Source organism: Clostridium sp. KLE 1755 (assembly GCF_000466465.2).
Classification (GTDB): domain Bacteria; phylum Bacillota; class Clostridia; order Lachnospirales; family Lachnospiraceae; genus Eisenbergiella; species Eisenbergiella porci.
The window spans coordinates 116570-128972 of record NZ_KE992717.1 but is presented as its reverse complement, the minus strand read 5'-3'; the positions used below and the strand labels follow the sequence as shown (position 1 = coordinate 128972).

General features: G+C 48.5%; 9 protein-coding genes and 1 pseudogene. 5 read left to right on the top strand and 5 right to left on the bottom strand.

Going from position 1 to position 12403, the window contains the following annotated elements; translation table 11 throughout:
- Nucleotides 1-128: 128 nt before the first annotated feature.
- The gene (locus HMPREF1548_RS15090) at nt 129-1307 is read right to left on the bottom strand and encodes an NAD(P)/FAD-dependent oxidoreductase (RefSeq protein ID WP_035322332.1); all 1179 of its coding nucleotides are present in this window, start codon (nt 1305-1307) and stop codon (nt 129-131) included.
- Between the two features lie 230 nt (nt 1308-1537).
- Between HMPREF1548_RS15090 and HMPREF1548_RS15085 the strand changes: the two genes are divergently transcribed.
- Both HMPREF1548_RS15085 and HMPREF1548_RS15080 read left to right on the top strand, forming a co-directional pair.
- Nucleotides 1538-1894, top strand: a complete 357-nt coding sequence (locus HMPREF1548_RS15085; protein WP_035322288.1) for a GNAT family protein — start codon at nt 1538-1540, stop codon at nt 1892-1894.
- A gap of 73 nt (nt 1895-1967) precedes the next feature.
- On the top strand, nt 1968-2732 hold the full coding sequence (locus tag HMPREF1548_RS15080) for a GNAT family N-acetyltransferase (RefSeq protein ID WP_021637136.1): 765 nt from the start codon (nt 1968-1970) through the stop codon (nt 2730-2732).
- Between the two features lie 127 nt (nt 2733-2859).
- Here HMPREF1548_RS15080 and HMPREF1548_RS15075 read toward each other — a convergent pair whose 3' ends face one another.
- Entirely contained in the window at nt 2860-4599 is a 1740-nt protein-coding gene (locus HMPREF1548_RS15075; RefSeq protein WP_021637134.1) for a putative bifunctional diguanylate cyclase/phosphodiesterase, read from the bottom strand.
- Nucleotides 4596-5651: a cobalamin B12-binding domain-containing protein gene (locus HMPREF1548_RS15070; RefSeq protein ID WP_021637133.1), complete on the bottom strand. Its 1056-nt coding sequence runs from the start codon at nt 5649-5651 to the stop codon at nt 4596-4598. The genes HMPREF1548_RS15075 and HMPREF1548_RS15070 overlap by 4 nt, the downstream gene beginning before the upstream one ends.
- Nucleotides 5652-5973: 322 nt before the next feature.
- Between HMPREF1548_RS15070 and HMPREF1548_RS15065 the strand changes: the two genes are divergently transcribed.
- Both HMPREF1548_RS15065 and HMPREF1548_RS15060 read left to right on the top strand, forming a co-directional pair.
- On the top strand, nt 5974-7554 hold the full coding sequence (locus tag HMPREF1548_RS15065) for a L,D-transpeptidase family protein (RefSeq protein WP_083492995.1): 1581 nt from the start codon (nt 5974-5976) through the stop codon (nt 7552-7554).
- Between the two features lie 123 nt (nt 7555-7677).
- On the top strand, nt 7678-9081 hold the full coding sequence (locus HMPREF1548_RS15060) for an aminotransferase-like domain-containing protein (RefSeq protein ID WP_035322286.1): 1404 nt from the start codon (nt 7678-7680) through the stop codon (nt 9079-9081).
- A 31-nt stretch (nt 9082-9112) separates the two neighbouring features.
- Here HMPREF1548_RS15060 and glgB read toward each other — a convergent pair whose 3' ends face one another.
- Nucleotides 9113-10897: a 1,4-alpha-glucan branching protein GlgB gene (gene glgB / locus HMPREF1548_RS15055; protein WP_035322284.1), complete on the bottom strand. Its 1785-nt coding sequence runs from the start codon at nt 10895-10897 to the stop codon at nt 9113-9115.
- A 212-nt stretch (nt 10898-11109) separates the two neighbouring features.
- Between glgB and HMPREF1548_RS15050 the strand changes: the two genes are divergently transcribed.
- Nucleotides 11110-11634: a TetR/AcrR family transcriptional regulator gene (locus HMPREF1548_RS15050; protein ID WP_021637127.1), complete on the top strand. Its 525-nt coding sequence runs from the start codon at nt 11110-11112 to the stop codon at nt 11632-11634.
- A 117-nt stretch (nt 11635-11751) separates the two neighbouring features.
- On the opposite strand, the pseudogene HMPREF1548_RS15045 reads toward HMPREF1548_RS15050, so the two are convergent.
- Nucleotides 11752-12403, bottom strand: a pseudogene (locus HMPREF1548_RS15045) (hypothetical protein); the annotation flags it as partial.

Here is a 12403-nt window from a genome sequence, read left to right as displayed (position 1 = left end):
TGCTTGCATGGATATTTGGCGACTGCCGCGGGGGGCGCTATATGCCAGTGACACATGTTTTGCACCGACCGAAGCGGAGCGTAGACCAAAGGCCCGGACGTTTTCATGGCATTGTCCGGCCGTCTTTATTAGCATTGTTCAGCTTCCTTTACCTCCAGCAGCTTTCCGTCCTGGTAAAACGCCACGAAAACAGTGGCCTTTACCTGAAGCTCCCGGTATAAAAGATCCTGTCTGGAAATATCCTGCCGGTAAAGCTTCCATTCGCCGCCAAGCTTCTTTTCCAGTTCACCTACATAGCTGATATCCTCGTTCCGGTAAGGGTTATAGAAGATAAATGCGGTTTTGGGTGAGCCGGCGGAGAGGATTTCATCCAGCTGGCCGCGTTCCTTCACATACCGTTCTGATGCGGTGGCAGCCACCGCGCCGTCTGCCGCCGAGGTCACCACCTGGCGCAGAAAGGTCTGGGTGCAGTCTCCGGCGGCATACAGTCCGGGAAGAGACGTTTCCATTTTTTCATTGACTTTGAGATAACCGGCTTTGTCGCACTCTGCAAGCTCTTTTACCAAATCTGTCTGCGGCACCATGCCTACAAAGAAGAACAGCCCGTCGGCCGGAACCTCGAAGACTTCTCCGGTTTCTACATTTTTCAGGACCAGCGCTTCCACGTGGTCCGAGCCTTTGATTTCCTGCACTGTGGTGCTCCAGACGAATTCAATCTTCGGATTTTTGTAAGCCCGCTGGGCTGAAACCTCATTGCAATCCAGATGGCCTTTTTCATGAAGTACGATAATTGTGACTTTGGAGGCGAAGCCTGTGAGGTAATCGGCTTCCTCCACCGCCTGGTCTCCGGCGCCCAGGACATAGATATTTTTTCCTTTGAAAAATTCCGCATCGCAGGTTGCGCAGTAGGCTACGCCGTGCCCGACGAATTCTTTTTCTCCGGGAATTCCCAGCTCCCGCGGCTTGGTTCCCAGCGCCAGTATCACGCTGCGGGCCGTAAAGCTGCCGCGCCGTTTGGTATCCACGGTAAAAAGCCCCTTTTCCTTTCGGATGCCTGTCACTGTGGAGCGGCAGAATTCCACGGTGGGATAGCTCTGTGCATGCAGATGGAATTTTTCCATCAGCCCCTGGCCGCTGTCTGAAATGGTGCCCGGATAATTGCGGATTTCCCCGGTATCCTTAACGCGCCCGCCGTAGCCGCCTTTTTCCACCACAAGCGTATCCCGCTGGGAACGCCCGGCATATATAGCAGCCGCCAATCCTGCAGGACCGCCGCCGATAATAATTAAATCATATGTTTTTTCCATGATATATCCTTCCTTTCTGTATATAAGCTGGATATCATCCTTTATGTATATTCTAACAGCCGGGATAGAAATAACCTGTTGGATAGGCAACAGATTTTATTTTCGCCGGAAATTAATTCCGCCGGTTTACGACAGCTTTCATTCCATCTATTTCCGACGCCTCATTTGCGTGTATACAATGATGTGTTACAATGAATATATCTAACGAAGGCAGAGAAGGGGATAAGAAAATGGAAAAGCTTGAGAAGTGTGATTATGGTAATGCTGCCGGATTATTTGAGGGAACCAATCATGGAATCCCTTTGATTTATTCGGTGCTTGAAGGAAAGGGCGCGGGAAATCTTTATGTCGATTCGGTATCGGAGCCGCAAAATGCCTTAATATTGCCCCAGGGAGGTTTTTTCTATCTGGCGTCAAAAGACCACAGCAGGAATTTCCTTTTGCAGGTGAAAGAACTTGTTTTTCAGGAACTGATCCCGGCATGGTCATGCTGGCCATTCCGCACAGAATCCGCGGCGTTGGCCAGAAAGCTGGGATTTGAAGAAAAAGGGGCAGCGGATGCTCACTTCTGGGCTGAGAATATGTAATTTTATATTGCTGGTGATATCAGAACTTAAAATAGCGGTTTAAAAAATGTAACAAAACATGGGGTGAGGGAAAATGACCGAAAAAGAAATTATAAAGTATATTGATGCCGGGGCAAACTTTTATGTAAGTATGTTTGGACGCGCAGAGCACATGGAAGTGGTTGATAATGGTTTTTATACCTATGTAAAGCCTAAAGCCGGTGAATATGGGATAACATTTATCTATGACATCCGCATTGGGGAGCTTCCGGCCGAAAGACAAAAAATACTCATTGATGAGATAAAATCACTCAATATGCCTGTTTGGCTTGATTTGCTCGCGGAGGATGAATTGTACCGTTTGGTTTATGGAAAAGCCAAAGTACATGGCCAGACTGCTTTATCCGATGAGGATGAAGTTTATCTGGCCATGCTGCCTGAAGAAAAACCTCTTTACCATACAGGGAGCACTAAAATCGTACAAGTACAATCAGCCGGGGAATTTGCAGTATGGGCCAAAATCGCAAATGATATTCTTGCGGGTGGCAAACCGGATATGCACCCTGTTTATCACTATCCCTTGTGCGAAAAAGGCTTAATGCAGTGCTATGTGCTGTATGATGGAAATACACCTGTTTCTGTTGCCTCTATTATGAACAACGATGGCATTGCCTCACTTGAACTTGTGGCTGCCATACCTGAAATGCGCAGGAGGGGTTTTGCAAAAGCCGTATGTGAAAAGGCCATTTGCGACACTTTTGCCAGAGGGGCAAAAATAATCACGGTCCGGGCTGTCAATGCAGCGGCGGGCAGGCTGTATCAGTCTATGGGATTTAAGGCTTATAACTATGCGATATGAGCATTTGGCCGGGCAGAAATGATGGAATTGGAGCAGATTTTACCCGGCCGGTTATTGTCACGCCTCCGCAAAGCCATACGTTGTCTCCGATGGTAAGAGGGAGACAATGCTTACATATTTATGATGTTTATTTGGGGGCAGCAGCCAGACAGGCAAGGAATTCCGCCTCCGGCATGGGGCGCCCGTACAGAAAGCCCTGGGCATAGCGGCAGCCCAGTTTCCTTAAAAGTCCGGCCTGATCTTCGGTTTCCACACCCTCCGCAATCACCTGCAAATGAAGCTCCTTTGCCAAATCAATGACGAACTGCATGACCTTTTGTCTGCGGGGATCATTTTCGGCCTGGTACAGAAACAGGCGATCCAGCTTCATGACATCTATGGGAAGCTCCGAAAGCGTATTAAGGGAGGAATAGCCGCTTCCAAAATCATCCATTTCAATAATAAATTCCATTTCCTTCAGCCGCCTGATGGCATCAGGCAGCTGCCGGCTGTTCTGTACGTAGGCCGATTCCGTAATTTCCAGGTGCAGTTCCTCCGGTGAAAGACCATAAGCCGTTATCATGGAAGTGAGCGTTTCCGGGAGAGCTTCATGGTAAAGATCCGTCCTGGATACATTTACGGAAACCGGAATGCCTGTGATGCCTTTCCTTTTCCAATCCCGGAGCATGCGGCACACTTTTTCCCATACAAATAAATCCACACTGTAGATGAAACTGTTCTTTTCAAAAACCGGAATAAAATCTGCAGGAGAAATCATTCCGAATTCGGGGTGTTTCCAGCGAATCAGGGCTTCCGCCCCGATGATGCGGGAGGTATCCACTGCTACCTTAGGCTGAAGATAGACAAGAAATTCCTCTCTTTGCAGGGATTCCACCATTGTATCTACGATTTTTTGCTCAAAAATCAGTTTTTCACGCATGGATCTGTCATAGGAAGCGAAGCGTTGGCTGAAGTTACCTTTGATGCTGTTTGCAGCCAGCAGGGCCAGGTCACACATGCGGGCGACCGACAGCGCCTTTTCTTCCACATGGTATATTCCGATTTTAATCTGGATGCGCATCGGAAGAGGATAACCATCCAGAAAAAGAAGGATATTTTCATCCAGTTTTTTATAGGTGTCGGTATTGCGCGGCAGGATCGCAAAAAAAGTATCTGCCCGGGCTCTTGTAATAAGTGTCAGGGCATCAGTTTGGATTGTCAGAAGACAGATCGCCAGATGGGAAAGCAGCCTGTCAGCACTTTCCGTTCCGAACACCGCATTTACAATTTTGAAATGCTCAATATCCACCGCAATAATATCGAAAGCCGTCTCCGGATTTTGAGCCAGTACGCCGGCAGCTTTGTCATAGAATGCCTTTTCCGTGTACAGCCCGGTGAGCAAATCCCGTTCCAGTGTTTCAATAGTGTTCTGGGCCTTCCGGGATTCCTCCAGCAGGCCCTGCAGCCGTACGTTGTTTTTTGCTAAAGTCCGCTGGTAATTAATCAGGCGGCTGTTCAGCTTCTGAATTTCATAATATCCGGAGCCGTAGGGTTCCTGGCCGGAAAGCTCCGGCAGAGCCGCGGCGTTGAGAGACATTTCAACCAGCCTGGATATCTGTGACGGATCATCAATGTCATATGCCAGGACAAGCCTTTGCTGGTTCATAGCCATAACCGTAACAAATACGATTGGATTTCCTTCCATTTTCATTGTGGCCCGGCAGGACTGTCCGATCCCGGAGTCCTGCCGGAGAATAGAATCCAGTTCATTTTCCCCGGTAAAAAGCTCTCTGATATCACTGCCCTCATTGATAATGCCAAGAGGCGTGCTGTGTATGACTCTGTTTATTGTTCCGGTGCTGCCGCATAAAGCGATGTAAACGATCATAATGTATTATCCGCCCATTGTACGAGAGCTTTTGCGTCTTCTGTATATATATCAACGTTCCAGCTCTTCCATATTTTTGTATCTGTAAAAGCATTGCCGCCGACGGCAATTTTGGGCTTTGGGAATTTTTCCCGCAGCTGTTCCACGGCATTCCGGCAAAGCGGGAGATGCTGCGGCATTGTAACGGAGAGCGCGATGAGATCCGGCTGGTATTTCTCAGCGGCGGAAAGCAAGGTTTCCACCGGTACGGCTGCCCCCAGATAGATACTGTCCCAGCCGCTGTATTCGAATAAATCGGCAATCATCCGGGCGCCTATTTCATGAAGCTCGCTGCCCACACAGGCTATCAGCACGGTTTTCCCCTTTCGCGGCTGTCCGAAGATCAGAGGATAAAACTGGGAGAGAGCCATCTGCGTGACGGAAGTACAGTAATGCTCCATATCCACGGAAATCAGATGAAGATGCCACAGCTCGCCTACCCTTCGCATGGCCTCGGCCACGATATCCGAGCACACATCGTCCAGGGGGATTCCCTCCTTGACACAGCCGGTCACCAGCGCCAGCGCGCCTTCGGTATCCGACTGCAGCAGACAGTCAAGATAACGTGTGACCTCTTTCTCATATTTAACCGGAGCGGAGGAGGGAGCCGGAGGACCGGCGTCACATTCCTCTGCCGTCGCTTTTATTGCCCCGTTAAGCAGCCGGTGAAGCCGGTCATGCTTCTCATAAGACAGCGTTTTTGACATGCAGGTTCTGATAAGCTCATAATGTTCCGTCATGATATCACGCAGCGATTCACGGCTGCAGCCGGTCATCAGCGGTGTGAGCAGCTGGTAAAGCCATCTGGCATAGCGGGCATAAATTCCGTCGTCCTCCAGGCAGAGGGCGGTATAAAGAAAATCTATATTATACTTCACGTCCTGATACATTTTCTGCCTGGCACGATCAGTCAGCATATTGTTAAGCGTATGATTGGCAGCGAGCTGCCGCGTAAAGATTTCGTTGGTTAGTTTCAGGAAGTCCGCATCCTGCTCCATGAGAAGTAAACTCATATGGCACCGCCTTTCTGCCGCGGGAAGAAGCTTTTTCCTGCGTAAGTGTATCTTAAGTATAGCATGTGGAATGGAGTTAGTCGAGAAGTCTCTTTATATAACTTTATTGGCAGGATGCCGAGCTCCGGGAAGAATGGCTCAGGAAAACCGGTTACTCATATTATTTAAAAAAAATAATTGTGTGGCATACAATTATCCGGTTTTTGCAGGGCAGGGTTGATGCTATAATAATCGTAAATTGAAACCGGTTGTCTGGTTTATAAAAATAACCGGAAGGAATGATTTTTATATTATGGAGATCATGCGGAGAAACAGACGGGGTATGACAGTAAAAAAGAACCATTACGGAAATGGGTGGAAGAAGACCAGCAAAGAAAGGGCCGGAAAAAAGAAAAAAGGCGTAAAAGCTGCAGGCGCCTGCGGCCAGAGAAGGACGGGAGGCGGAAAATACGCAGGCAGCAGGCCATGGATACAGCCGGGCCGGCGGAGGCGCAGAAGGAAAAAAGCCGAAATGCGTTCCTGCATACCGCTTCTGACGGAGCCGTTGTTTTTAGCCGCCGCTTTTTATCTGCTGTTCAGCCTGAACTTCATCCATACTTATCTGCCGAATACAATAATCCGCGGAATATCCGTATCAGGGTTGACGGCGGAGGAAGCAAAAGAGAAGATTGCGGCCCAAATGGGCAGTTACGAATTAGTGCTGGAAGAACGGGGCGGGAGAAAAGAGATAATCAGGGGTATGGATATCACCCTCCGGCCTGTTTATGACGGAACCCTTGAGAAAATTATGGATAAACAGAATCCTCTGCTGTGGGGCGCGCGTTATGTGAAAGGAGAGGAATATGAGTCTGCCGGTTTTGGTGTAAGATATGATGAAGCAAAACTGGAGATGGTTGTCCGTAAGCTGCGCTGTATGGATCCGGAGGAGGCAGTGCCTCCTGCCGATGCCTGTCTTGTCTATACGGACAATGAAGGGCTTCAGATTAAAAAAGAGGAGCAGGGGAATTACCCTGTGCCGGGCAGGCTTCTGCAGGAGGTGCAAAGGGCGGTTAGCGGCCTGGAAGCCCGGATATCACTTGAGGAGCTGGACATCTACAAAAAGCCGCAAATACTGGAGGATGATCCTGTGCTGCTGGCTCAAAGGGAGGCATATGGACCATACGCGCAGGTATCAATCATTTATCAGTTTGGGGACAGTGAGGAAAAGCTGGACGGCAATACTATCTGCGGATGGCTGCAGCAGGATAAAAGCGGGAGGGTGACAGTTGATACTGAGGCGGTGAAGGAATATGTGAACGGGCTGGCCAGGAAATACAATACCGCTTATTGTACGAAGGAGTTAAAAACCTCTTACGGCCCTACGGTAACCATAACGAAAGGACATTATGGCTGGATGATTGATAAGGAAGGGGAAACAGACGCGCTGGTGGAACTGATTACAGCCTGTCAAAGCCAGAAACGGGAGCCGCTTTATCTGCAGACGGCGGCCAGCCATGTCGCGCCGGATTATGGAGATACCTACGTGGAAATGAATCTGACGGCCCAGCATCTTTTTTTCTACAGGGACGGGGAGCTTTTGATAGAAACGGACTTCGTATCCGGGAATGAGTCAAAGGGCTGGGGCACACCGGCCGGCGCCTATGAGCTGACCTATAAGCAGCGGAATGCGGTTCTGAAGGGAAAGAATTACAACACTCCAGTCACCTGCTGGATGCCGTTTAACGGGGATATCGGCATGCATGACGGCTACTGGCGATCCGGCTTCGGAGGAACCATTTATAAAAAAAGCGGCTCTCACGGCTGCATAAACCTTCCTCCCGACGCAGCTGAATTTATATTTGAAAATATTGAGCCGCAAACGCCCATACTCTGTTATTATCTGGAAGGGACAGAGTCGGAATAATCGGTGTGTGATACATGAAGAAAAGGAACCGGAGCAAATAACGTGCGGTACCCGGGGGGATAAAGCGCGTGGAAAAACGGGGGAAAAACGGAAGTAAGCTCCATGCCCCGAAAGGAGAAAGCTATGCCAGTGAATTCTTTTGATGATTATCCCATGTCCTGGACACCGGACAGAGAGGATTTGAAATTTCCGCTTTATTACAGTCTTGCAGATTTGATGGAGCGTGATATTAAGAGCGGCAAGCTGTCCGCTAATACAAAGCTTCCGCCGCAGAGAGAGCTTGCGGATTATCTGGATTTGAATCTGAGCACAATCACCAAGGCTTATAAGCTTTGCGAGATGCGGGGGCTTATCCACGCCGTGACGGGAAAAGGGACCTTTGTAACTCCCTATGCCAATGTCCCCACCTCCACAGTGGAAAAGAATACGGCGCCGGGAATCGAACTGGCCGTCATACATCCGTTTTATGAATCCAATGAAGCAATCAGGGATCTTACAATAGATATCCTGAAAAAACCTTTTTCAGAGCAGCTTTTTGAATATTCACACCCCCTGGGTGACAGAGGGCAGATTCTGACTGCGGCCAGATGGCTTCAGCGGTTCGGGCTGGATGCGGATGAACATAACACCATGATAGCCGCTGGTGCGCAGAATGCGCTGGCCACCATCCTGTCTTCCCTGTTTGAAGCGGGAGACAGGATTGCGGTTGATACTTATACCTATCCCAATTTTATCAGCCTGGCAAATCTTCTTTACCTGCAGCTGGTGCCCATTGAAAATGATGCCTGGGGAATGTGCCCGGAACGGCTGGAAAATGCCTGCGTGCTGCAGAAAATCAAGGGAATCTATATGATGCCCGCAGGCGGAAATCCCACCAATATTGCATTTTCCGACGCCCGCAAGAAGGAGATTGCAAGGATCATAAAGGAGAGAAACCTGATTGCGGTGGAAGATGACAACTATGCGGCATTACTGGAAAAACCGTATTCGCCGCTAGCCCTGGATGCGCCGGAACATTGCATCTATGTAAGCGGCCTGTCCAAACCGCTCTGTCCGGGCCTGCGGATTGCTTATCTATATCTGCCGGATAAATATGTGAATCCCATGGAACAGGGGATTTTCAGCCAGAATCTGAAAATTTCCTCCCTGAACATGGAAATTGCAGCCGAGATTATCCGAAGCGGCCTGGCCTGGAAAATAATCCAGAAAAAAAGAAACGCCGCCATTGCCCGCAATGAAATTTATGCTTCCTGTTTTCCGGAAAGCAGCCTGCGAAAAGAGTCCTATTACCAGTGGCTGGAGCTGCCGGACAATCTTTCCGGAAGGTTGTGTGAGGCGGAGCTTTCCTGCCGGGGAGTAAGCGTCTTTGGCGCGGAGCGTTTTACCGTGGGCAATCAGGGAAAGACAAATGCGGTCAGAATCGCTACCTGCTCCGCAGAGAATGAGGAGCAGCTACGCAAAGGGCTGGAAATATTGCTAAATTTCATCCGGCAGCAGGAGGACAGGGAGCCGCTGTTCATTGTGTGAAAACGGTGTCTGTTCCGACCAAAAGGCAGAATCAGTCTAATAAATACCATCTGCCGGAAAAAGCCGAAAGGGTAAACTCCGCCGTTTTTTTACGGAAGAGCAGTTCTTTTTCAGGGTAGTCACAGGTTCCGCCGAACTGTGTCATGTCGCTTGCAATCAGCAGCCGGAAGGTACGGATTCTGTCACAGGTGAATGTGTAGCTGCGGGTCATATCGGAAAAATTGAAAATGGCGAGAATCGTCTGGCTGCCGCTGATTCTCTTAAATACATAAATACATGCTTCTTCCTGGTGACAGTCGATCCATTGGAACCCTTCCCTGGAGCTGTCCAGTTCCCATAAGGCGGGGCAGGTGAGGTAGCAGTGGTTCAGTTCCCGAAGAAAGCGGTGAAAGGCTTTATGCAGCGGATAATCCTCCAGTTCCCAGTCCTGTTCCCTTTTCTCATCCCATTCTCTCAACTGTCCCAGTTCATTTCCCATGAAGCTTAATTTGATGCCGGGATGGGCGTACATATAAAGGTAAAGAGCTCTGGCCTGCGGAAATTTATCCTCATAACCACCGTTCATTTTCTGCACAATGGAAGCCTTTCCATGCACCACCTCATCGTGGGAGAATGGGAGCAGATAATGTTCATTATAAAAATAGTGCATGGAAAAGGTGAGCTTATGATAAAGCTGTGTCCTCAGGGAAGGAGCTGCCTGAAAGTAGGAGAGCGTGTCATTCATCCATCCCAAATCCCATTTATAATCAAAACCAAGGCCGTTTTGCGATACGGGTGCGGTAACACCGGGATAGGCAGTGGAATCTTCGGCAATCAACAGCGCATGAGGAAATCTTTTCTTTAGCCCCTGGTTCAGGTTTTGCAGAAACCGGATTGCAGATTTATTTTCCCCGCGCTCCGGACGGCCCTGCCAGTAAATCAGGTTGGATACGGCATCCATACGCAGACCGTCAAAATGAAATTCCCTGAGCCAGTAACAGGCGGCCGACTGGAGAAAGCTGCAGACCTCCCCGCGGGAGTGCATGAAATTACAGCTTCCCCACTCATTTACGCCCACATCGGCGCTGGGATATTCATAAAGGGAGGTGCCGTCATATTTCCAGAGCGCATAGTCATTTACGGCAAAATGGACCGGTACGAAATCCAGAATTACGCCAATCCCGTTTTGGTGGCATTGGCTGATAAAAGCCTTCAGGCCGTCCGGTGTCCCGTAGCGGGAGGTAGGGCTGAAAAATCCGGTTTCCTGATAGCCCCAGGATTCATCACAGGGATGCTCCGCAAGAGGCATGATTTCCAGATAGTTATAACCATTTTCTTTCAGATAAGGAATGAGCAGGCCGGCCAGCTCCTGATAGGAATACCAGCCGTCCGGGGCATCGGATTTCTTTTTCCAGGAGCCGAAATGCAGCTCATAAATATTTATCGGTTTATTGTAGGAGGCGCTCCTGCTTCGGTTCCATTTTTCATCGTGAAAATGATAGTCGGAAAGTCCACATATGACAGATGCCGTACCCGGCCTTACTTCGGAATAAAATGCATAGGGATCGGCATGATCCAGAAAAGAACCGTCTTTTTTGTAGATCCGGTATTTATAACGCATGCCCGGGGCTGCGTTGGGGATCGTGCATTCCCAGAAATTACCGTCATAAATCTTTCCCATTCCGGTGTCCGTCCAGCCGTTAAAGTCCCCGATTATGCTGACATGCTGTGCTGCCGGAGCGAAGGTACAAAAGGTTACCCCCGAATCAGAGGGGTGCGCTCCCAGAAATCGATAGCTGTCGAAGTCCTGTCCCGTATAAAAATCATAAAATTCCATGTCTGCTCCTGTCTGCGCCAGAAGGCGCGCGTCTTAATAAAATTTCATATAAATCCTGCAGGATGAGAATAAAAAATACAAAGATAATAGACACGAGTTGGATTTCCAACTATAATTGATTATATATATTTTGATAAAGAAGTACTACCAACGAACCTGCGGAAAGATTGGATATCCAACGGTTTGGGAAAAGTGTCGGGGGAAAACGGGCAATGGATATCAGAATAGAAAAGACGAAAAGAAGTATAAAAAATGCTTTTATAGAACTGCGCTCCAGGAAGTCTCTGGAAAGGATAACAGTGAAGGAGGTATGCGAAAAAGCGGAAATCAACAAATCTACCTTTTACTCCCACTATCAGGACATTTATGATCTGTCAGATAAGCTGGAAACAGAGGTGGTGGAATCCATTATCGGCGCGCTCAACCATCCGGAAAACCTGCTGAAGAATCCGGAGGAATTTACGAAGGAGCTGTACCTTGGCTATGCGGCAAAAAATGCTCTCATATGTATTCTTTTTTCAGACAGCCGCAGCGGTATCCTTGTGCAGAAGCTGGAAAAAACACTGAAGGAGCTTGTTTTTTCCGTATGTCCCGAATACCGGGAGGACCCGAAGGAGAATGTAAAGCTGACCTACAATATTTACGGTGGGTATTATGCTTATTTTGAAAACAGGGAATATGGGGATGAGCTGGTAATAAGCACGATTGGAAGGCTCTCGGGGAATATGGATATCTGACCGTTATTTAATAAAAGAGGCAGGGCCTGCGGAAAAACGTATTTTTGGCCCTGCCTCTTACATATAAATGACGATTGAAAATTATCCGCTTTCTGTGCCGTGTATGAATTCCTGAGATTAATCAGCCAGAATTTCATGCACCTGACGCATTGTGACTGCACAGGCCGCGGCAATATCTGACTCTGACAGGCCTTCCCCGGCCAGACGTAATACACGCTTTGTCAGACGAATCCCCTGTGAAATCCCCTGTGTCTTGCCCTTTGCAATGCCCTGGGCTTTTCCCCTGGAAAATCCCTGTTTTATTCCCTTTTTTAATCCTTTTTCCAGTGCCTTTTCTTCAATGGCTTCACTTAAATTACACATCTGCTTCAGCTCCTTTTCTAATTCCTGTTCCATTGCCAGGCCATAATCTTCTTCCAGAATCCTTTCTTTTTGGGTTGCATCCATATCCGGAGACAGCAGGGTATTCAGAAAGCCATGCAGCTTTCCGGAATTTCCGGCAGGCGCCTTTTCATTCAGGCAGATAACAATTACCGACAGCTTGTCATAGCTTGCCTTCCGTTCGGGAATCCTTCCGATAAGATCCCTTTTGGAAATCCGGTATTCAGACATGGCATTTCCGATATGATTCGGTGCGTTCATACATATCCAGATACTGTATACTTTTTTCAGCGAATCATAATCGGAATCCTTGAATTCCCTGTCCAGCTGTTCCGACAGCATTCTTGCGCCATAGAAAATCCCTCTGGTCACAATCCGGTATTTCTGA